The sequence below is a fragment of the Bradyrhizobium sp. Leo114 genome, from assembly GCF_055229415.2.
In genome coordinates this window covers 50288-71826 of record NZ_JBUYEN020000002.1, presented here as the reverse complement: position 1 = coordinate 71826, position 21539 = coordinate 50288, and the positions used below count along the sequence as shown (strand labels likewise).

Genomic DNA, 21539 nt, shown 5'->3' with positions numbered 1-21539 from the left:
TCGTCATGCTGTTGCCCTCCGGTCCGCCGGGACAGGCCTTTTATGCCTTTATTCCGTGGAATGACAGGGCCGTTAACGGATGATTAACCATGGCTACCGATCATTAACCATTCGAAAAGGAGCTGAGTCGGCCGCGATGGACGCACCTGTGCAGTCAAACCGTCAACTGGTCCGCATGCGGGGCCGATCCTACGTTGCGTTCGTGTTTACCCCCGTGGTCCCGATCATGAACTGGCTCGGGGAAATCGACGCGACGCTCGCCCGTTCACCCGGATTCTTCGTCGGCAAGCCGGTGGTGCTCGACCTCTCGGCGCTGGACCTCAGCCAGAGCGCGATCCAGCATCTCGTCGCCAACCTCGAGCAGCGCAACATCCGCGTGCTCGGCATCGAGGGCGTCAGCCCCGACCATCTCACCAACAGCCTGCCGCCGCTGCTCACGGGCGGCCGGCCCTGCGGGCTCCCGCAGTCTGAGCCGCCAAAGCCGCAAACCAAGCCGGCGAAGCCGAAACAGACATCGCTGCTGCTCGACCAGCCGGTGCGTTCCGGCCAGTCGATCGTGTTCACGGATGGCGATGTCACCGTGCTGGGCTCGGTCGGCTCGGGCGCCGAAATCGTCGCCGGCGGTTCCATTCATGTCTATGGAACGCTGCGCGGCCGGGCGATGGCCGGCATCAACGGCAATTCATCGGCACGGATCTTCTGCCAGAGGATCGAAGCCGAACTACTGGCCATCGATGGCTACTACCAGACCGCAGAGGACATCGGCGAAAGCCTGCGCAGCCGGCCGGCCCAGGCGTGGCTCGAAGACGATTCCCTCAAAATCACAGCGCTGAATTGATCGACCAAAGGAGGAGAGAAAATGGCCAAGGTTTTGGTCGTGACGTCTGGGAAGGGAGGCGTCGGCAAGACGACGTCCACGGCTGCGCTCGGTGCGGCTCTTGCGCAAGCCGGACAAAGCGTTGTCGTGATCGACTTCGATGTCGGCTTGCGCAACCTCGACCTGGTGATGGGCGCGGAACGGCGGGTCGTGTTCGACCTCATCAACGTGGTGCAGGGCGTCGCCAAGCTCTCGCAGGCGCTGATCCGCGACAAGCGCCTGGAGAATCTGTGGCTGATTCCGGCGTCGCAAACCCGCGACAAGGACGCGCTCACGGATGAGGGCGTGCGGCGGGTCATCAACGAGCTTAGGACCAAGTTCGACTGGATCCTGTGCGACAGCCCGGCCGGCATCGAGCGCGGCGCGACGCTGGCGATGCGCTATGCGGACGAGGCGGTCATCGTCACCAATCCCGAAGTCTCCTCGGTGCGCGACTCCGACCGCATCATCGGCATGCTGGATTCGAAAACCGCCAAAGCAGAGCGGGGCGAGCGGGTCGAGAAGCACCTCCTGGTCACCCGGTACGACGCCTCGCGCGCCTCGCGCGGCGAGATGCTCTCGATCGACGATATCCTGGAGATCCTTGCGACGCCGCTGCTCGGCATCATCCCCGAAAGCCAGGACGTGCTGCGCGCATCCAATGTCGGTTGCCCGGTCACGCTGAACAGCACGAACAGCGCGCCGTCCCGCGCCTATATGGACGCTGTACGCCGCCTGATGGGCGAGACGGTGCCCATGACGGTGCCGGTTGAACGCAAGGGACTGATGAACAGGCTATTACGACGGAGGGCGGCATGATGAATCTCCTGCGGCTTATGAGCGGCCGCTCCGGCTCCGCGCCAGTCGCGCGGGAACGGCTGCAGATCCTGCTTGCGCATGAACGCGGGGTGGGTGGCAGCGGCGCGCCCGAACTGTTGGAGCTGCTGCGCTCCGAAATCCTCGCCGTGGTTTCCAAGCATGTGGATCTCGATCCGGAGAAGGTCGTGGTCAAGCTGGATCGGGGCAAATTTGTCTCGATGCTCGAGGTTGACATCGAAGTGCCCAATGCCGCGCAACGATCCAAGCTGGTGGCTGCAACATGACGGCGGACAGCGATAGCCATATTGCCTGGCAACGGGCGCAGGTCAGGAAGCACCGCGCTGCGCTCAAGGAATTGGAAATCGCCCGGTTCGGGGGGGCCGCTATCCCGACTTTCAACCGAAAAACCGAGCAAGCGATCAGCGAGCTGAAGCGGAAGATCATGGAAGCGGAGCGCTGCATCGGCGATTACGAGCGGCGAACCAAGCGGCCGCTGGCCACCGACGGGCGAAGCCTCGCAAGCGTGAGCTGGAGCCACTGGGACGCTAATGGCACCACGCCGCAGCGCCGCCGCGCCTGACGCTTCCGTAGCCTGATACTTTCGTAGCCCGGGTGAAGCGAAGCGCAACCGGGACGCCTGTATCCTCGTTTGCCGGCGGTCCCCGGGTTACGCTTCGCTCCACCCGGGCTACGATTGCATGCGGCTTGATGCCGCGCAACGCGCACACGCGTGTGTGAACTGCCCCCGAACCGCTATGACAGAGCCAGGGCTTTGGCATAGGCTGCTGTTGCTCTGACCAGAGCGGCAGAGAAAATGCGCATGCGATCGAGGATCGTCATCGCACGGGTTCCGGAGGTCGCATGCAGCTCATCGTCAACGGCAGGACGCATGAGGTTGACGTCGAAGACGAGATGCCCCTGCTGTGGGTCTTGCGCGACGTGCTTGACGTCACCGGTCCCAAATATGGCTGCGGCATTGCGATGTGCGGGGCCTGCACAGTGCATGTCGGTGGTGAGCCGGTGCGTTCCTGCTCACTGCCGGTCGGCGACGTCAAAGCCGACGTCATCACGATCGAAGGATTAGGCACACCGGCGGCGCTGCATGCGGTCCAAAAGGCGTGGGTCGAGCATCAGGTCGCGCAATGCGGCTACTGCCAATCCGGCCAGATCATGTCGGCCGCCGCGCTGCTCAGCGCGAACGGCAATCCGAGCGACGACGATATCGATGAGGCGATGTCCGGCAATCTGTGCCGCTGCGGTACTTATCCGCGCATCCGCGCTGCGATCAAGACCGCAGCGCGTGAACTCAAAGGCCGCCCGACATGAGCAGGGCCGGCACCATCGCGCGGCGCACCTTCCTGATCGGTACTGCTGTGATCGCAGGCGGCGTCGCGTTCGGCGTCTATGCCTATAAGCGCGAGCCGATCAATCCGCTGCTGAAGGAGCTTGGCGACGGGCAAGCGGCGCTGACGCCTTACGTGCGCATCGACCAGGCCGGCGTCACCATCATCACGCCGCGCGCCGATCTCGGACAGGGTGTCGCGTCAGTGCTTGCGGCTTTGGTCGCCGAGGAGCTCGATATCGCCTGGAACGACATCAGGATCGATTTCGGACCGCCGAGCAGCGCGTACTATAACGGCATCGCCGCCGCCGAGGGCCTTCCCGTTCCGGCAACCGACGACAGCATCAAGGCGCGCTCCGCGCGCGTCGTGGGCGACGCGGTGAGCAAGTTCCTGGGGCTGCAGATCACCGGTGGATCGTCGTCGGTTGCCGATGCCTATGAGAAGATGCGCATTGCCGGCGCGGCTGCTCGCGAAGTCCTGTTGCAGGCGGCAGCGATGCAGACCGGAATTCCAAAGCACCAGTTGAAGACCAGGGACGGCAGCGTGATCACGCCGCGCGGCGAGGCGCTGAGCTACGCGTCGCTGGCAGCGGAAGCCGCCAAGATCGAACCGCCGCGCAAGGTCCGGCTGAAGCCGGAGTCGGAGTGGCGCTATCTCGGCAAGCCGATGCAGCGCATCGACATCGTCGCGAAGTCGACCGGCACAGCCACGTTCGGCATCGATATCAGCATGCCCGGCATGGTCTACGCGACGGTTCGCGCCAATCCTTCCATCGGCGGCGGCATCAAGGGATATGACGCGAGCGCGGCGGAGAAGGCGAGGGGTGTCATTGCGGTCGTGCCGATCAGCGGCGGCGTCGGCGTGATCGCCGACAACACCTGGCGTGCCTTCCAGGCGGCGGAATTGATCAAATGCGATTGGGGCCCGGCGCCCTATCCTCCATCCAGCGCAGCGATGTTCGAGACGGTCGCGGCGTCCTTCACAGGCGAGCGCCAGGATAGCCGGCTCAAGGATGAGGGCGATGTCGAGACGGCGCTGCAGGGCGATGGCGCGATCGCGGCCGAATACAAGGTGCCATATCTCGCGCATGCGCCGCTCGAGCCGATGAACGCCGTGGTCCAGCTCAAGGACGGACGGCTCGATATCTGGACGGCCACGCAGATGCCGCTGTTCTTGGTGGCGGCGGCGGCCGAAGTCAGTGGGCTCGCACCTGACAAGATTCACCTTCATTCGCTGATGTCGGGCGGCAGCTTTGGCCGGCGCCTCGAGGACGATTATGTCCGCCAGGCGGTCGAGCTCGCAAAGGCGCATCCCGGATCTCCGATCAAGATGACCTGGAGGCGCGAAGAGGACATGACCCACGACTTCCCGCGCCCGCTCGGCATGGCGCGCATGCGCGGCGCGGTCAGGGATGGCAAGGTCGAAGCCTATGACCTCAAGGTCGCCTGTCCGTCGGTGACAGCCTCTCAGATCGGGCGGCTGCAGATGCCGACCTTCGGACCTGATATCGCGATCGTGGCGGGGGCCTGGGACCAGCCGTTCCGGATTCCGCATTATCGCGTCACCGGCTATCGCGTGCCGGAGTTGGTGCCGGTGAGCTCCTGGCGCTCGGTCGGCGCGTCGGCAAACGGCTTCCTGCACAATGGCTTCCTCGACGAGTTGATCCACGCGGCGGGCGCCGATCCGCTGCAGGAACTGATCCGGCTATGCTGGCACGAGCCGTCGCGCAGAGTGCTTGCCACCGTGGGCGAGATGTCGAAATGGGGCAGCGCTACAGGCAAGGATCGCGGCCGCGGCATCGCGTTCACGCTGTCATTCGGCGTGCCGGTGGCCGAGGTCGTGGAAGTCTCGAACACGCCGCGCGGCATCCGGATCGACAAGGTGTTCGTCGCCGCCGATGTCGGCAAGGTGCTGGACCCGACCAATTTCGAGAACCAGGTTCAGGGCGCTGTGATCTGGGGATTGGGCCACGCCGTCAATTGCGAACTGACCTTCAAGGACGGCGTCGCCGAGCAGACGAACTTCGACGCCTACCAAGGCTTGCGCCTCAATCAGGCGCCGGCGATCGAAGTGCGCGCCGTCGACAACGGCAGCCCGATCCGCGGCATCGGCGAGCCCCCGGTTCCTCCCGCCGCGCCAGCACTCGCCAACGCCATCTTCGCCGCCACCGGCAAGCGCATCCGCGAGTTGCCGCTGAACAAGCACATCGATTTCGTGTAGCCGCGCCTCGTTGTTCCGAACCCAGCCGAAGTCAGTATTCGCTCCGTCAATCAGAAACGGACCAAAGTGACGCCGAGAACGAGAAGGGCTGCACCGGCGAGCCGGACCGGGTTTGCTGAATGTTGCGGAATACCAAGAACGCCGAAATGATCGAAAGCCAGTGATCCGATCATTTGACCGACGACAATCAAGGCAAGCACTGTCGCGGCACCGAGGCGAGGCACCATAAGAATAGCGGTTCCGATGAAGATCGCACCGAAGATGCCGCCTGCCCATGAAATGAAGGAGGTGCGCACGACCATGGCGGCCGACAGCCATGGTTGATCGGAGATTGTAGCAGCCGCCAGCATGACTATCGTGCCGACGAGATAGCTGATGAACCCTGCCCACCAGGGGGAGTCCAGCTCTGTCCGGAGGTTCGAGTTGAGAACTTGCTGGAATGCGACGCTGACTCCCGCGCCCACCACCACGAGACAGAACAACACGTTGACATAGCCTCCTGGCATCGCACCACCTCATCAAATGGGTATGAGCCGGTGCCATGAGTGGCTATCGCCGCAGTCGAGTGACTGGCTCTCCGCGCTCTATCGCGCCTCCATTAAGGGAGCCGGATCGGCGCGTCTGGAATGTTTGTGACAGGCTCAGCCCAAGCGGTATTGGCCCGGCGTAACGCCAAAGATCCGCCGGAACCATCGACCGAGATGGCTCTGGTCGGCGAACCCGGTTTCCGCCGCGACCGCGGCAATGGTCTCACCGGCACGCAGCAATTTGCGCGCCCGATTGAGCCTGCTCGCGAGCCTGAAGGCGTGAGGAGGCATACCGGCACGCCGGGTGAACATGCGGGAAAAGCCTTCACGGCTCATTCCCATTCGCGCCGCGATCTCTCCGACGGGTTTATCGCAGATGGTGCGAACGGGCGCGGCAGGGCTGGCCAGCATCTCATCCTGGCGGTGTTCGCGGATCACTGCAATGAGGTCGTTCCATCGAACTTGATCGGATTTGCGCCACTGGCGTTCGATTTCCTTCAACATCGGGCCGACCGCATATCTCCCCGCGGGGACATAGGCATTAAGGCAGACCACTCCGGCAGGTTCTGCGATGGAACGATGAGGAATGCCGGCAGGAATCAGCGTGCCCTGGCCAGCAGCAAGATCGATGACGTTGCCTTCAACGACAAATCTTCGCCTGCCGGAAAGAACGAACGTGATCTGGTTCTCGTCGTGGAAATGCGTCGGCAGACCTACCTCGCGACCGTGCAGGGTGCCCAGCTCTACAACGTGCTCCGCCATTGGGCGCCAATAGGTCCATCTGCCGCTGGACGTGGCTGGCACATCACTGTTGAGGAAAAGACGCTCCATATTGGTTCATCTACTGCCATTCGGTTCTGAGCGCCAACGTTTATGTGATCGGCCCGTTTGGCAGCCCTTCGGAATAAGACGCGCCTGCACGCGTCACACCCCCACAACCCAATCAATATGGAGGCCAGAATGCGTAGGCCATCGTTTCACGGCGCCGTGACGGCACTGTCAGGCATGCTTCCGAGACCAGGTCCAGGCACTGCGGTTCTTGGCGCGCGCCTTCTCATCGCGCTTTCTCTTCCGTCGCATGTGCTTGCGCACGAAGCCCACCAGCCTGCGCAGCCGGCAGTTGCCGCCGACGAGGCTCCGTTTTGGAAAGAGAACGAGGCTGCGATGACCAGGATGATGAACGACATGGAGATCAAGCCGACCGGCGATGTCGATCGCGATTTTGTGGCGATGATGTCCCCTCATCATCAAGGCGCGATCGACATGGCGATCAGCGAATTGCGCTACGGCAAGAACGAACAGTTACGGCGCATCGCGCAGGAGATCATCGTCGATCAGATGCAGGAAATCGCGGCTATGAAGCTTGCGATCGGTCAGCCGGTGACGGATGCCGCGCCTGCTCCCACACAACAGTAACCGGCTTCGACACCGGTCGAACATCACCACTCAGGCATGCCGATGGACATGTCATCGGGAACGAAGAAGTAGGAGCAAACCATGACGATCTGGAAAAGCCTTCTCCTTGCCGGTACGATGCTTGCGACCTGTTCCGCCGCGTGGGCAGGACAAGCGCCCGGCGCGCTGTCCGCGCCCGATGTGCCGATCAGCCATCACGACCGCGTTTACGCGGCGGAGCAATTCTCGAATACGGTCTCGGTGACGGACCCCCTCGATAACAAGCTCCTCGGCGTGATCAGGTTGGGCGATCCGCAACCCGTTAACTTCAGCCCGCTCTACAAGGGGCAGGTTCTGGTCCACGGAATGGGCTATTCGCCCGATCATCGCACCCTGGCGGTGGTCTCGATCGGATCGAACTCGGTAACCTTCATCGACACCGCGACCAATGCCGCCAAGCATGTGACCTATGTCGGCCGATCGCCGCATGAAGCATTCTTTACGCTCGATGGCCGCGAGGCCTGGGTCACCGTGCGCGGCGAGAATTACATCTCACCATCGCAAACAGCACTCCAACGGAGTATGCCGGGTTACGTTTGGTAAGCACGAAAGAAGTGATGAGCGATACGGTCACCACCGAAAGCCATGGACACCCCGACAACGTCACGAGCCGCCAAGCTCGTCGCAATGATAGGGGCCACGGCAATCGGATTTCATCAGGGCCAGCGGTCATAAGCCCGCACCAACAGGCCGGACATATGACCGAAGCAGACCAGCTCGTTCGATACTTCAAAAGGTGCTTGCCAATTGGGGCCGTCCACATATGACGATGTGAATGCAGCGTCGTAGGGTGGGCTAAGCGCAGCAGGCCTACCATTGCGAGCGGAGTGCTGATGGTAGGCACGCTGCGCTTAGCCCACCCTACAATCGCGCGTCTCTCGCGAGCGTGAGCGCGGATGTGTTAGCGGGCTAATACGTTCGACGCTCTCACCTGCATCCGCATCGCACACGTTCCTTGGCGCGCCGCACAAATTCAGGAGCGTCCAACCTGATCCGAAAAATCATCATTGCATTGCTGCTCGCGCGTGATGTGATGAGGGCTTGAGCATCGCGGCTGCTGTCGACAACGAACGGCAAGAGAAAAAACCACCCGCTGCAACGGAGTCATTGATTGCCTTGTTTTCGGCAGAGTTCCGGCGCTCATTTGCACCGGGTCTGAATTCAAGCTCGGTGTTACACCTCAACTCAAGATGGAACTCGAGATGCACCATCCAGACCAGACACGTCGTTCGCTTCTGAAGGTTCTTGCCACCGGCGCCTGCGTTGCGGCCGCCTCGCCTGTTGCGGCGCAAGAGGATCAGCCCGGCAGCAGCGATCGGCCGAAGAAGGGCGATCTCCTCGTTATCGCCGAAGGCGACCGCGCCGGCCAAGTCATCAAGTCCGACGACCTCAAGCTAGGCGGCCCTCCGGTACGCGCCTGGCCGAAGGATCCCGCCACCTCGGTGGTCCGCAAAGGTTCGCGTTTGAATGAAGTGCTCGTCATCAGGCTAAATCCCGATGAACTCGATGATGACACGCGCGCGCGTTCGGCCGACGGCATCGTCGCCTATTCAGTGATCTGCGCGCATGCCGGATGTCCGATCACCGGTTGGGTGAAGGCGGCCGAAAGCGACCAGAAGGTCCTCAAGTGTTTTTGCCATAATTCCGAATATGACCCGCGGCACAACGCGGACGTCGTGTTCGGGCCGGCAACCCGTCGTCTGGCGGCGCTTCCGTTGGCTCTTACTGACGGTTCGCTCACAGTGTCTGCGGCGTTCGTAGGAAAGGTAGGTGTTTGAGGCGAAGGATCAGGCAACGCGAACGAATTGGAGTTATGCAACTAAAAGTTGCGAAAGGTCGTAAATGAAAAACAGAGCAGGGAGGTAGCATCTAATGAGCAGGAAACAATGGCTTCTTACGAGTGCAGCGGCGTTCGCGTGCCTTGTCTCAACCGCCGCGGTGGCTGGCCCGATCGAGAATTACAGCCCGGTGACCTCGGCGCGTCTCGAAAATCCCGAGCCGGGCAACTGGATGCTGTATCGGCGGACCTATGACGGGCAGGGCTATAGCCCGCTCGAGCAGATCAACACCTCGAACGTCAAGAGCCTGACGCCGGTATGGACCTTCTCCACCGGCGTGATCGAAGGCCACGAGGCGCCGCCGATCGTCAACAACGGCGTGATGTTCGTTGCAACCCCGATGGGGCAGGTGATCGCGCTCGACGCCAAGACCGGCGACGAATATTGGCGCTACAAGCGGCAGCTTCCCGAGGACCTGTTCCAGCTGCATCCGACCAGCCGCGGCGTCGGCCTGTGGCAGGACAAGCTCTATCTCGCCACGACGGATGACCATGTGGTTGCGCTCGATGCCAAGACCGGCAAGGTGGTTTGGGATACGAAGGTGCAGGATTACAAGAAGGGCCAGTATATGACCCTGATGCCGCTGATCGTCGACGGCAAGGTCATCGTCGGCGGCTCCGGCGGCGAATTCGGAGTCCGTGGTTATGTCGTCGCATATGACGCCAATAGCGGCAAGGAGCTGTGGCGGACCTTCACTATTCCCGCCCCCGGCGAGCCCGGCAGCGAGACGTGGAGCGGCGACGACTGGAAGACCGGCGGCGGATCGGCCTGGATGACCGGCAATTACGACAAGGACACGAAGACGATCTATTGGGGCGTCGGCAACGCCGCACCATGGCCCGGCTCGGCGCATGCTGGCGACAACCTCTACACCAGCTCAGTGCTCGCGCTCGATCCGGACACCGGCAAGATCAAGACCCACTTCCAGTATCACCAGAACGATTCCTGGGATTGGGACGAGGTTGAAGCGCCGATCCTGGTCAACGTGGAACGGGAAGGCCGTCCGTTCAAGGCGCTCATTCACCCCGGGCGCGATGCGATCTTCTGGGTTCTCGAAGCAAAGCCCGATCGCATCAACTATGTGACCGGCTGGCCGTTCGTGTACACCAATGTCTGGAAGGGCATCGAGAAGGAGACCGGCAGGCCGATCGTCGATCCCGAGCACAAGCCGGTGCTTGGCAAGCGGGTCGAATTCTGTCCGTCGCTGTGGGGCGGCAAGGATTGGCCGTCGGCGGCCTATAGCCAGAAGACCAAGCTCGTCTACGTTCCCGCCAACGAGAACTTCTGCGGCGGCTTCTCCGGCGAGAAAACGCCGCTGGTTCCCGGCCAGCTCTGGCTCGGCACCAAGCCGGAGGATATCGGTCTGACCGTGCGCCCCGGCGCCACTCACATGGGCGAGTTGCAGGCTTGGGATCCAGCCAGCGGCAAGAAGGTCTGGTCGCACACCTTCCCGAAATCGCAACTGTTCGGTTCGGTGCTCGCGACCGCGGGTGATCTGGTCTTTGCCGGAGGCACCAACGATCGCAACTTCCGCGCCTTCGATGCCAAGAGTGGCGAGCTGCTGTGGGAGCAGAAGACCAATTCCGGCATCATGGGCATGCCGATGTCCTATGAGGTCGACGGCACGCAATATATCGCGATCCAGTCGGGCTGGGGCGTCGACGCGCAGCGCATCCAGGATGCCTTGGCCACCCAGAATGTCGGCGTGGAGAACAACGTTCCCCAGGGCGGCGTCGTCTGGGTGTTCGCGGTCAAGAAATAGCGCCGCGGCGGAGCGGGGGGACAAAGCGGCGGACCGAAAGGTCCGCCGTTCTTTATTAGGAACAGGAAATTACTTGCCTTTGTTGTCGACCTTCGCCTTCTCGTCCTCGTTCATCTTCTTGATCGTCGGGTCGCGGCTGGCTTCGCCCGTGGTCTGGTTGGTGGTCGCCGGTGGGGCGTTGTTCGGCAGGGAATTCTGCTCTGCGGGCGTCTTCGCCGGCCGGGTGGCAGTTGCAGGTGGTGACGTGTTCGCTTGTGCGTTCGCCGCCTGCGTATTCAAAAGAAAGGCGCCCGCCAGTAGCGACACCGCGAGCGCCGGGAAATTGTGTTTCATCGATCTGTCTCCTCTCCAGATCGATGAAACGGTTGGTGCGAGCTTGCGTTCCGCCTCATGCCTCCAGTTGCTTGCCGATCGGCATCGCCCGGATACGTTTTCCGGTCGCGGCGAAGATCGCGTTGATCAGCGCCGGCGCGAACGGGGGGACGCCGGGTTCGCCGACGCCGCTCGGGGGCGTATCGGGGCTGGCGGGCGGCACGATGTAGACATTGGTCACGGCAGGGGATTCGTCGATCCGGATTACCGGGTAATCGTCGAAATTGCCCTGCTGCACCTTGCCGTCCTTGAAGGTGACCTCGCCATATTTGGCGAGGCTCAGGCCCATGATCGCCGCGCCCTCGATCTGCGACTGGATACGCTCGGGGTTGACATAGGTGCCGCAGTCGATCGCGGTGTCGACCCTTGGCACCGTCAGCTTGCCCTTGTCGTCGACAGCCACCTCGATGATGGTCGCGATGTAGCTGACGAAGCTCCTGTGCACCGCGATGCCGAGGCCATGGCCCTTGGGCACGGAGCGTCCCCAGCCGCCCTTGTCGGCAACCACTTCGACCACCTTGCGAAGCCGCGCGGTGTCGATCGGGTAGCTGTCATAGGGCTCGCCGTAGTTCCAGGGATCCTTCACCGAGGACAGATTGACGATTCGCGGCGAACCGATCAGCTCCAGCAGCATATCCTTCGGATCGCGGTTGGTGGCCTGGGCGATTTCGGCGACCATGGACTGCACCGCGAACGCGCGCGGGATGTTCGAGACCGAACGGAACCAGCCGATGCGGGTATGTGCGGCCGCTTCCGGATTCTCGCACTGCAGGTTGGCGATCTCGAACGGATTGTCGATCAATCCCATGCCGAGCTCGAACGGCGCCTGGTGAACGGTCCCGGCGGCGAACGTCGAGGCGATCGATGGAGCCACGCTGCGATGGCGCCAGGCGATCACCTTGCCACTCTTGTCGAGACCGGCCTCGATCCGCTCGACCGAGACGGTGTGGAGGAAGTCGTGGCGCACATCGTCTTCGCGCGTCCACTGCACCTTCACGGGCACCCCGAGCTCCTTCGAGAGCAGCACGGCCTCAAGCGCGAAGTCGCATTTCGACTTGCGCCCGAAACCGCCGCCGAGCAGCGTGACGTTGACGGTCACGTTCTCCTCGGGAATGCCGAGCGTCTTGGCGACGTCCTCGCGCGTTCCGCCCGGGCTCTGCACGGGGGCCCAGACCTCCGCCTTGTCGCCCTTGACGTTGGCGACCGCGACCGGCGGTTCCATGCTGGCATGGGCGAAATGGGGCAGATAGTACTCGCCGACGATGACCTTGTCGGCGCTCTTTAACGCCGCCTCGACGTCGCCTTCCTTGCGTACGATGAGGCCTGGCTTGCGCGCGGCTGCCTCGAGCTCGGCACGATAGGCGACCGAGTCGTATTTGGCATTGGCGCCGTCCTCCCAGGTCACCTTCAGCGCGTTGCAGCCCTTGATCGCCGCGCCGGTGTTGCGTGCGATCACGGCCACCCCGCCGAGCGGCTGGAATTTCGACGGCCACGGCCATCCCCTCACTTCCATCACCTTCTCGACGCCGGAGACCTTCAGCGCGTCGGCGGGGTCGAAGGAGGCGAGCTTGCCGCCGGTCACCGGCGGACGCGCGATGACGGCATACTTCATGCCGGGCAGCCGCACGTCGGCGCCATAACGGGCCGCACCCGTCGTGATGTCGTGCAGGTCGACAATGCTGATCTCGCCCTTGCCGAGGTAGCGGAAGTCCTTTGGGTTCTTGAGCTTCAGGCCTTCGATGCTTGGAACCGACTCCTTTGCCGCATCGGCCGCCAGCTCGCCGAAGCCGAGCTTGCGCCCGCTTGCGCTGTGGACGACTTCGTGATTGGCGGCCTTCACCTCGCCCGCTGGCACGCCCCAGCGTTTCGCCGCGGCCTGCTCCAGCATGGTGCGAGCCGAGGCGCCGATCTGGCGCATCGGGATCAGATAGTGCCGCGTGCTGCGCGAGCCGTCGGTGTCCTGGTTGCCGAACTTGACCTCATCGCCATGCGCCTGCTGGACGCGGACGCGCGACCAGTCGGCTTCAAGCTCTTCGGCCACGATCAGCGGCAGGCTAGTGCGCACACCGGTTCCCATCTCGGAGCGGTGCGCGACGATCGTGACGATGCCGTCAGGCGCGATCGAGACGAAGACACGCGGGTCGACCACGACGCCGTGCGGCATCTTCCCCGCGCCGGTGTCGTAGGCAAAGCTCGGACGTATCATCACAGGTGCAGCGAGCACGAACCCGCCGGCCAGCCCTAAGGTCTTCAGGATGCTGCGGCGCGAAACGTTCTCGATCTTGATGTGCTTCTCGAAACCGCGAAGCTTGTTGGGATTGGTGAGGATATTCATGTCACACCCCCGTCGATGCGAGATGAACCGCGTTCTCGATCCGCTGGTAGCAGCCGCAGCGGCAGATGTTGCCGGACATGGCTTCGCGGATTTGGTCGTGCGACGGTTTTGGATTGTCCGCCAACAGCGCGGCGGCCTGCATGATCTGGCCGGCCTGGCAATAGCCGCATTGCGGCACGTTGACCTGCCGCCAGGCCTTCTGCACCGGGTGATCGCCGGTCGGGTGCAGGCCCTCGATGGTGGTGATCTCGCGGCCGGCCGCATCCGACACCGAGGTGATGCAGGCGCGCACCGCCTGCTTGTCTATGATCACGGTGCAGGAGCCGCACAGCGCCTGACCGCAACCGAATTTGGTGCCGGTGAGCCCGACTTCGTCACGGATGAACCAGAGTAGCGGAAGATCGGGATCGCCATCCCAATTCTGTTCCTGACCATTAATCTTCAACTTGACCATGATCGTCCCTCGCTCTTCTTAAGCTGTTGATGTCTGCAGGCCACGAGCGAGAACATATTTCTCCCTGCGCTCGCGACCACTTCTGGGTCTCGTGCGGCGGGCAGGTCCTTGGAGATGTTTAAGGAGAGCCCGTTGCACGATCGGTAGTCCGTGTCCGGCTGCTCCTTTGCTATGTTCAAATGAAATGCGCCGCCCGCGCGCATCGAGAAAAACAAATGTTATCAGAAACCGATGCGACAGTGACTTCACAGCCCGGTGTTCTGCATTTGCCGTTTGTCAAAAGCGGGGCCGACCGTCGGTGATGTTAGATCGTCAGGATATTTTTGCAAACGCGGCCGACGAAAAATTCACCGCCGCGAGGCAGACGCGGATCGGGAAAAGGCGGAACTGACTTAATTTACGGGAGCAATATGAAGGATGGGCGCGTGCAGCGGAAAATGCTGCGGTGCAGGCACGGATGGCACCGCTGGCGGTCAAGCACCGCCAGCGGGAGCGCGGGCAAATCAGGCAGCCTTGTTAAGCGGCCCTATCAGGCAGCCTTGGATTTCGCCACGTGAGTCGCGATCGCATCCATCAGTGCCGGCGACAGGCAGTCATAGGGCTCGAGTCCCAATTCCTTCAGCCGGCCGCGGATCGCCGGCATATCCTCCGGCTTGGCGCCGGACTCGATCACCGACGAGACGAACGCAGCAAATCCCGGCGCCGCCGAGCCGCTTTCCTGGAAGAGTTCGGGATGGATGAAGTCAAGGCCGTAGAACGGATGCGCCTTGTTCTCGATCCGCCCATACATATGCGTGCCGCAATCCTTGCAGGCATAGCGTTGGATCACGGCCGCGGGGTCGACGATCTGCAGCTTGTCGCCGTTTTCCAGCACCGTCAGGTTCTGTCTCGGTACCACCGCAACGACCGAGAACATCGCCCCTTCCGGCTTCCAGCATTTGGTGCAGCCACAGGCGTGGTTGTGGGCAACGTCGCCCTTGATCTCGACCTTCACCGGTCGGTCCGAGCATTTGCAGACCAGCGTGCCACCGGCAAAGCTGCCGGAACCCTTCTGGATGCCGTTGTCAATCGACGGGTGGAGATGAACAGTCATGGGTCAATCCTCCTGGTGTTTGACACGTTGATTCTGGAACGGGGCATCGTGATCCCGTTCCACCTTTTGCTGGAGCATGACCCTTCCGGGGAGCCGGGTCCGCTTCCGCCGACCTGGCACTCCGATTCGGATCACGCCCTAGTAGACGACGACCGAACGGATCGACTTGCCCTCGTGCATCAAGTCGAATCCCTTGTTGATGTCCTCGAGCTTGAGCACGTGGGTGATCATCGGATCGATCTGGATCTTTCCGTTCATGTACCAGTCGACGATCTTCGGCGTGTCGGTGCGGCCGCGCGCGCCGCCGAAGGCCGTGCCCTTCCAGACCCGTCCGGTGACGAGTTGGAACGGCCGGGTCGCGATCTCCTTGCCGGATTCCGCAACGCCGATGATCACGGAGACGCCCCAGCCGCGGTGGCAGGCTTCCAGCGCCTGGCGCATCACATTGGTGTTGCCGGTGCAGTCGAAGGTGTAATCGGCGCCGCCATCGGTGAGGCCGAACAGGTGCTGGACGATATCGCCGCCGACTTTCGTCGGATTGACGAAATGCGTCATGCCGAAGCGGCGGCCCCAATCTTCCTTGGAGTCGTTGATGTCAACGCCGATGATCTTGTCCGCGCCGACCATCTTGGCGCCCTGGATCACGTTGAGCCCGATACCGCCGAGGCCGAACACCACGACGTTGGAGCCTGGCGTGACCTTGGCGGTGTTGACCACGGCGCCGACGCCGGTGGTCACGCCGCAGCCGACATAGCAGCTCTTGTCGAACGGAGCGTCCTCGCGGATCTTCGCCACCGCGATCTCCGGCAGCACCGTGTAGTTCGAGAAGGTCGAGCAACCCATGTAGTGGTAGATGGTCTGGCCCTTGTAGCTGAAGCGCGAGGTGCCATCCGGCATCACGCCCTTGCCCTGAGTGGCGCGGATCGCGGTGCAGAGGTTGGTCTTCTGGCTCAGGCAGCTTTTGCACTGCCTGCATTCGGGCGTGTAGAGCGGGATCACGTGATCGCCCGGCTTCACCGAGGTCACGCCTGCACCGACCTCGCGGACGATGCCGGCGCCCTCATGGCCGAGGATGGAAGGGAAGATTCCCTCACTGTCGAAGCCGTCAAGCGTGTAGGCGTCGGTATGACAGATACCGGTCGCCTTGATCTCGACCAGGACTTCACCGGCCTTCGGGCCTTCCAGGTCGAGCTCGACGATCTCAAGCGGCTTCTTGGCTTCGAATGCGACGGCAGCGCGTGTCTTCATGTTGATCTCTCCGTAAAGCGTGTTGTCGCCCGCGCTCCGCAGCTTCAATTCTTGCCCATGCAGGAATCTTCCGCCTGCTTATAGGCGGCGGGCTTCTCTTCATGCTTTGCGGGGCGTACGCGCCCCACCGCGTCATTGGCGCGGGCGCGCAGGTAGACATAGAGGTCGTCCATGTAGCAGGCGACGTTTGGATTGTCACCGAACGCCGGCATGACATTCTCCTGTGCGGTACTGACGTTCTTGCGGCCGCTGGCGACGACGCCGAGGAAATCGGCGTAACTCATGGTCTTCAGCGAACTCGCCAATGCCGGTGCATAGGTCGAACCCATGCCGTCCGGGCCATGGCAGACATGGCATTCGGAATGATACCGCCGATATCCGGAGTAGGTGTACCAATCCACCGTCCCGTCGGCTGCGACCTTGTAGGTCGGGTTACCTTCCTTATCCAGATATTTGCCGTTCTCTTCCTTGACGGCGGTCGGATCGACCGCATCGTCGGCAAAGGCGAATCCTCCAGATACGGCGATGATCATCGCCGCAACCACAAACCAGCTTTTACGCAAGAGCATGTCCTCGAGATCAGATACAGGCAAAACCGGCGCGTGGATGGTCCACGCGCCGGAACGACGTTCGGCTCACTGCGGGAGGGAGAACACGGTGAGCGTTCCGCCGAGGGCGGTATAGTTGCTCAGCGCCGCATAGCCGCCGACTGCGCCGAGACCGGCAGTCGGATCGGTCAGCCCTGCAGCAAGGCCGATGCCCGCCCAGCCGCCGACACCCGAGAGTATGGCCACATACTGCTTGCCGCCCTGCTCATAGGTCGTGACGTTGCCGATGATGCCGGAGGGAGTCTTGAACTTGTAGAGCTCCTTGCCGGTCTTGGCATCAACTGCCTTGAGATAGCCTTCGAGCGTGCCGTAGAACACCACGCCGCCGGCGGTCGCAAGCGCGCCTGACCAGACCGAGAACTGCTCCTTGTTCGACCAGACGATCTTTCCGGTCTTGTTGTCCCAGGCGATGAAGTTGCCCATGTGGGTTTCGCCGGGAGGCGGGTACATCGAGAGCGTCGCGCCGACATAGGGCTGGCCCGCGGTGTAGCTCACCTTGAACGGTTCATAGTCCATGCAGACGTGGTTGGTCGGCACGTAGAACAGTTGCGTCTCCGGCGAGTAGGCTGCCGGCTGCTCGTCCTTGCTGCCGAGCGCAGCCGGGCAGATGCCCTTGACGTTGACATCTTCGCCCTGCTTGTCCGTCGAATATTGGTCGAGGACCTTCGGCCGGCCGTAGGTCGGCGAGCTCTTGTTCATGTCGACGCCGCTGGTCCAGTTGACCTTCGGGTCATACTTCTCGGCGACGAGCAGTTCGCCGTTGGTGCGATCGAGCGTATAGGCCAAGCCGTTACGATCGAAATGCGTCAGCAGCTTGCGCTCCTGGCCGTTGAAGGGCTGATCGGTCAGGATCATCTCGTTGACGCCGTCATAGTCCCATTCGTCATGGGGCGTCATCTGATAGACCCACTTGGCCATGCCGTTATCCGGACTGCGCGCGAAGATGGTCATCGACCACTTGTTGTCGCCCGGACGCTGCTTCGGGTTCCAGGTCGAGGGATTGCCCGAACCGTAATAGACGAGGTCGAGCGTCGGGTCATACGACAACCAGCCCCAGGTGCAGCCGCCGCCGGTCTTCCACTGGTCGCCCTGCCAGGTCTTGAGGCTCGAGTCCTTGCCGACCGGCTTGCCGAGAGCGGTGGTCTTCTCGGGATCGATCTTGATCTGGTCGTCTGGCCCTTCGGAATAGGCGCGCCAGACCTGCTTGCCGCTCTTCGTGTCGTAGGCGGTCACGTGGCATTGCACGCCGAACTCACCGCCGGAGATGCCGACCAGCACCTTGTCCTTCACGACCAGCGGCGCGGATGTGCCGGTCTCGCCCTTGCCAGGATCGCCGTTCTTGGCCGTCCACTCCACCTTGCCGGTCTTGGCGTCGAGTGCCACCAGCGAGGTGTCGGCCTGGTGCAGGAAGATCTTGCCGTCGCCATAGGCCACGCCACGATTCACCGTGTCGCAGCACATCACCGGGATTACGTTCGGATCCTGCTTCGGCTCGTACCTCCAGACAATCTTGTTGTCCTGCGACAGGTCAAGAGCATAGACCTTGTTCGGGAAGGGCGTATGCACGTACATCATGTTGCCGATGATCAGCGGCCCGCCCTCATGGCCACGCAGCACGCCGGTCGAAAATGTCCAGGCGACCTGCAACTTTCCGACGTTCGAGGCGTTGATCTGATTCAGCTTTGAGTAGCGCGTATTGGCGTAGTCACCCGCCGGCATAACCCAGTCCTTCGGGTTCTGCGTCATTTTGCTGAGTTCTTCGTTGGCACTGGCAGCACCTCCGCCGAGCGCCGCCACGGCGCCGATAGAGGTCGCGATTAGCACCTTGCGCATAGTGATTTCCTCCCAATGATGACCTTCCGCTTTCAATCGAAACGGCCCATTTTTTTGGTTCCTCCTCCTATCCCCTTCGTCGACGCGCGACTTGCCCAAGAGAGAAGGGCGGCTTGCTCAGAAGTGAAACTCGAAGAACTTTTTTGCTTGCGGTGCAGCGCGGTGGCGCACGGGCGTGGCCCCGGTCGCGGGCGTAGGAGACTGATTTTCCTTGACGGCACTTGAAGTAAAGTCGAGGATTAAACCTCAAGGTTGTCAGGAGGAACGCTGCTCAGGGATCAAAGACCGCATTAAGATTGAGGTAACGGTACTTCACGGTGACCAAAGCCTCTTGCGGCGAGCAGTCACGCTTTCATCTCGAATCGGTGGCTGGATATGCCCGATACCGTCCGTTCGCTCACTACCTCCGGATTGACGCCAAAGAAGCAGGTTCAATGTTGGACAGACGCACTGACCGATCTATGCGGCCGGTTTGATGTCGATCCGATGGACGCCTCCTCGCTCGAGGCACGGGTCAACTACACCACAGTCTCGCGGCTGAAACTGTGCCAGATCGAGGTGAGTCAGCACCGTATCGCGCATGTGAATGCGCGCTCGAAACTGAGCGATCATCCCTACATCAAGATCCTGTTCCAGACCCATGGCACCTCCTATTTCGAGCAGGATGGCCGCCATTTCGAGCTCGTTCCCGGCGATTGCCTCGCCTATGACGTTTCCAGCCCGCACACCATCATCAGCCCGTCGCTGACGCGGCATGAGGTCGTGATCGTGCCGAAGGCGCTGTTGCAGGAACGTGGTTTCCGTTCGGCACGGATGCCGGCCTGCAAGCTCTCCGCCCGCAGCGGCACCGGCCGCATCGCCTACGATTTCGTGCATGCGGCCTTTTCCGAGGCGAGCCGGCTGTCTCCCTACAATGCGATGGGCGTCGCCGATTCGTTGATCGATCTGTTGCTGTTGCCGCTGCGTGAAGCCGAGACGACGTTCAACCATGGCGGTGCGGAGGCGACCTATATCCGAGCCCAGTTCTTCATCCGCGAACACCTGCGCGATCCGGATCTCTGCATCGACCAGATCTCGACCGCGCTAGGCTGCACCAAGCGCTATCTCCACATGCTGTTCAGCGAGCGCGGCATGACCGTGAGCGACTATATCTGGCGCGCGCGGCTGCAGCATTGCCGTGAGGAGCTGGAAGCGCAGCCCGGCAAGACCATCACCGACGTCGCATTCTCCTGGGGCTTTTCCAGCTCCTCGCATTTCAGCCGCGTGTTCCGGAAGTATTTCGGCATCGTGCCGTCAGCCGTCCACCGGCAGCAGCAGGTCGGCTCCGCGGAATTTTCCGCAACCTCGGACTAGATCGTAAAGCGCGCCGTGGGCGGCTGGCGTGCGCTCCGCTATCTACGCAAGCTTCTCTGCCGCCCTTGCCGTGCAGGTTCTGCCAAGGGAGATGAGAGATGAAATTGCGTGGTCTTGTTATCTTGATATCGGCTGCTGCGCTGCTTACGGCGCCCGCTCTGGCCGCGCCCAAACGCGCCGACCCGATCAAGGCATTCGACACCGACAATGATGGCACCCTCGATCTGGCCGAGGTGAAGAAGGCGGCATCGGCGCTGTTTACCAGACTGGACCGGGATCATGACGGCACGCTCGATGCGCGAGAATTGCGCGGCCGCCTCAGCGCCAAGGAACTGGCGGCTGCCGATCCTGACCACGACGGAACGCTGACGCAGGATGAATATCTTGCGGTCGTGGAGCAGCGCTTCAACGCGGCCAATCCGGACAAGGATGGAACGCTTGACGCCAAGGAACTGCAGTCGCCCGCCGGTCGCGCCCTCCTGCGGCTATTGCGATAGGATGACAGGGTCTTTGTTTGAGCATGGTCTTTTCGGAAAACCGGTTTCCACTTTTCCGGACCATGCCCTCTAGCTGGCAGGCCCGTGCGAGCAGGCTGCGGGCCGCGGCCTGGAGCCGCGCTTGTCGGGCGGAACGTTGCAATTATCGATCCGCTGCTCGTCCATCCATTTCTTGCCGAGCCGTTCCTTGCCGGTCAGCGTCGCCGGCATCTGCGTCCGCCCAGGCTGAGGCCGTTCCTCGGCGGCGGCTGGCGACGCAACAGCGATCATGATGAATGGAACGAGTAAGAGGCGGGATGACGTTCTCATGCGAGGCCTCGAAAAGCGCTTGCAACTGATGCGGCGTGAACGGCGGCAGTGAACAGCATCGGATTTCACCTCGCCACCCGGAACCTGGGACGCGTGCTTCGGTTCTTCCGTGATCCCGGCGTGCAGGGGCACGCGCCGATTCGAGAAGGAGACGAGACATGAGCACAAGACGCACCATCTTTGCGGGTTGCTCCATCCTGGTGCTGAGCGCCGGCGCCGCGCTGGCAGGTCCCTGCAATACCCAAGGCCAAAGCGCCAATAAGGATGCGGGTTCTGGCCCGGCATCGACCAGCAGCCAGACCACAACGGGCATGGCGAGCGACAAGGAGCATCCGCCGACCAGCACGATGAATAGGGCTACCGGAGATGTCGCCACGTCCTCGCAGGATGTGCAGCGGCAGATGCAGGGCGAGCCCACGGCAGCACAGCAAGCCGAAGGAAAGAAGTCCGAAGGCCAGATGGCGAACAAAGACAACGATTGCTGAGCGCGTTGCTCTTGAACGGCGTCACGCCTCACGCTGTGTCGTGCGATCGATCGTTGAAGCACTCGCGTGCGAGTGTGTGCCCAACGTGACAGGCTTTGCCCAAGAGGGAACTTGTTTGTCCAGGAGGGAACT

21 protein-coding genes and 2 pseudogenes are annotated in these 21539 nt (G+C 62.2%); 13 read left to right on the top strand and 10 right to left on the bottom strand.

What is annotated here, in order from left to right:
* The first annotated feature begins 136 nt into the window (after positions 1-136).
* The 6 genes from minC (at position 137) to ACZIRK_RS02685 (ending at position 5238) form a co-directional block, all read left to right on the top strand.
* Positions 137-838 (top strand): septum site-determining protein MinC, encoded by a 702-nt coding sequence (minC, locus tag ACZIRK_RS02710; RefSeq protein ID WP_130225892.1) that lies wholly within the window; start codon positions 137-139, stop codon positions 836-838.
* 21 nt (positions 839-859) lie between these two features.
* Positions 860-1675: a septum site-determining protein MinD gene (gene minD / locus ACZIRK_RS02705; RefSeq protein ID WP_130225893.1), complete on the top strand. Its 816-nt coding sequence runs from the start codon at positions 860-862 to the stop codon at positions 1673-1675.
* Positions 1675-1959 (top strand): cell division topological specificity factor MinE, encoded by a 285-nt coding sequence (gene minE, locus ACZIRK_RS02700; protein ID WP_028162659.1) that lies wholly within the window; start codon positions 1675-1677, stop codon positions 1957-1959. The genes minD and minE overlap by 1 nt, the downstream gene beginning before the upstream one ends.
* Positions 1956-2255: a hypothetical protein gene (locus tag ACZIRK_RS02695; RefSeq protein ID WP_130225894.1), complete on the top strand. Its 300-nt coding sequence runs from the start codon at positions 1956-1958 to the stop codon at positions 2253-2255. The genes minE and ACZIRK_RS02695 overlap by 4 nt, the downstream gene beginning before the upstream one ends.
* A 281-nt stretch (positions 2256-2536) precedes the next feature.
* Positions 2537-3001, top strand: a complete 465-nt coding sequence (locus tag ACZIRK_RS02690) for a (2Fe-2S)-binding protein (RefSeq protein ID WP_130225895.1) — start codon at positions 2537-2539, stop codon at positions 2999-3001.
* Complete coding sequence (locus tag ACZIRK_RS02685; protein ID WP_130225896.1) at positions 2998-5238, top strand: xanthine dehydrogenase family protein molybdopterin-binding subunit; 2241 nt, start codon at positions 2998-3000, stop codon at positions 5236-5238. Before ACZIRK_RS02690 ends, ACZIRK_RS02685 begins: the two co-directional genes overlap by 4 nt.
* Positions 5239-5288: 50 nt before the next feature.
* Here ACZIRK_RS02685 and ACZIRK_RS02680 read toward each other — a convergent pair whose 3' ends face one another.
* Entirely contained in the window at positions 5289-5744 is a 456-nt protein-coding gene (locus ACZIRK_RS02680; protein WP_130225897.1) for a DMT family transporter, read from the bottom strand.
* 135 nt (positions 5745-5879) lie between these two features.
* Positions 5880-6596 carry an AraC family transcriptional regulator gene (locus ACZIRK_RS02675; protein ID WP_130225898.1) on the bottom strand — a complete coding sequence of 239 codons (717 nt, stop codon included), beginning with the start codon at positions 6594-6596 and terminating at the stop codon, positions 5880-5882.
* 174 nt (positions 6597-6770) lie between these two features.
* Between ACZIRK_RS02675 and ACZIRK_RS02670 the strand changes: the two are divergent.
* From ACZIRK_RS02670 to ACZIRK_RS02655, 4 genes and pseudogenes are all read left to right on the top strand, one after another.
* Positions 6771-7178 (top strand): annotated as a pseudogene (locus tag ACZIRK_RS02670) (DUF305 domain-containing protein); the annotation flags it as partial.
* Between the two features lie 84 nt (positions 7179-7262).
* Positions 7263-7715, top strand: a pseudogene (locus tag ACZIRK_RS02665) (YncE family protein); the annotation flags it as partial.
* Positions 7716-8422: 707 nt separating this feature from the next.
* Entirely contained in the window at positions 8423-8998 is a 576-nt protein-coding gene (locus ACZIRK_RS02660; RefSeq protein ID WP_349645072.1) for a QcrA and Rieske domain-containing protein, read from the top strand.
* Between the two features lie 94 nt (positions 8999-9092).
* On the top strand, positions 9093-10820 hold the full coding sequence (locus tag ACZIRK_RS02655; protein WP_463326930.1) for a methanol/ethanol family PQQ-dependent dehydrogenase: 1728 nt from the start codon (positions 9093-9095) through the stop codon (positions 10818-10820).
* Positions 10821-10889: 69 nt separating this feature from the next.
* Here the strand turns inward: ACZIRK_RS02655 and ACZIRK_RS02650 are convergent, their stop codons facing one another.
* The 7 genes from ACZIRK_RS02650 to xoxF5 form a co-directional block, all read right to left on the bottom strand.
* Positions 10890-11153 (bottom strand): hypothetical protein, encoded by a 264-nt coding sequence (locus ACZIRK_RS02650; protein WP_130225901.1) that lies wholly within the window; start codon positions 11151-11153, stop codon positions 10890-10892.
* Between the two features lie 55 nt (positions 11154-11208).
* The gene (locus tag ACZIRK_RS02645; protein ID WP_130225902.1) at positions 11209-13527 is read right to left on the bottom strand and encodes a xanthine dehydrogenase family protein molybdopterin-binding subunit; all 2319 of its coding nucleotides are present in this window, start codon (positions 13525-13527) and stop codon (positions 11209-11211) included.
* A gap of 1 nt (position 13528) precedes the next feature.
* The gene (locus ACZIRK_RS02640; RefSeq protein WP_130225903.1) at positions 13529-13981 is read right to left on the bottom strand and encodes a (2Fe-2S)-binding protein; all 453 of its coding nucleotides are present in this window, start codon (positions 13979-13981) and stop codon (positions 13529-13531) included.
* 529 nt (positions 13982-14510) lie between these two features.
* Entirely contained in the window at positions 14511-15074 is a 564-nt protein-coding gene (gene gfa / locus ACZIRK_RS02635) for an S-(hydroxymethyl)glutathione synthase (protein ID WP_130225904.1), read from the bottom strand.
* Positions 15075-15212: 138 nt separating this feature from the next.
* Positions 15213-16322 (bottom strand): S-(hydroxymethyl)glutathione dehydrogenase/class III alcohol dehydrogenase, encoded by a 1110-nt coding sequence (locus ACZIRK_RS02630; RefSeq protein WP_463326929.1) that lies wholly within the window; start codon positions 16320-16322, stop codon positions 15213-15215.
* Positions 16323-16366: 44 nt separating this feature from the next.
* Positions 16367-16855 (bottom strand): c-type cytochrome, methanol metabolism-related, encoded by a 489-nt coding sequence (locus tag ACZIRK_RS02625; RefSeq protein ID WP_130225916.1) that lies wholly within the window; start codon positions 16853-16855, stop codon positions 16367-16369.
* Between the two features lie 102 nt (positions 16856-16957).
* On the bottom strand, positions 16958-18763 hold the full coding sequence (xoxF5, locus tag ACZIRK_RS02620) for a lanthanide-dependent methanol dehydrogenase XoxF5 (RefSeq protein ID WP_130225905.1): 1806 nt from the start codon (positions 18761-18763) through the stop codon (positions 16958-16960).
* Between the two features lie 375 nt (positions 18764-19138).
* Here xoxF5 and ACZIRK_RS02615 point away from each other — a divergent pair, with 375 nt between their 5' ends.
* On the top strand, positions 19139-20116 hold the full coding sequence (locus tag ACZIRK_RS02615; protein WP_130225906.1) for a helix-turn-helix domain-containing protein: 978 nt from the start codon (positions 19139-19141) through the stop codon (positions 20114-20116).
* Between the two features lie 98 nt (positions 20117-20214).
* Complete coding sequence (locus tag ACZIRK_RS02610; protein WP_130225907.1) at positions 20215-20613, top strand: penta-EF hand family protein; 399 nt, start codon at positions 20215-20217, stop codon at positions 20611-20613.
* A gap of 69 nt (positions 20614-20682) precedes the next feature.
* Here the strand turns inward: ACZIRK_RS02610 and ACZIRK_RS02605 are convergent, their stop codons facing one another.
* Positions 20683-20922 carry a hypothetical protein gene (locus ACZIRK_RS02605; RefSeq protein WP_130225908.1) on the bottom strand — a complete coding sequence of 80 codons (240 nt, stop codon included), beginning with the start codon at positions 20920-20922 and terminating at the stop codon, positions 20683-20685.
* 158 nt (positions 20923-21080) lie between these two features.
* Between ACZIRK_RS02605 and ACZIRK_RS02600 the strand changes: the two genes are divergently transcribed.
* The gene (locus tag ACZIRK_RS02600) at positions 21081-21407 is read left to right on the top strand and encodes a hypothetical protein (RefSeq protein ID WP_028162642.1); all 327 of its coding nucleotides are present in this window, start codon (positions 21081-21083) and stop codon (positions 21405-21407) included.
* Positions 21408-21539: the final 132 nt, after the last annotated feature.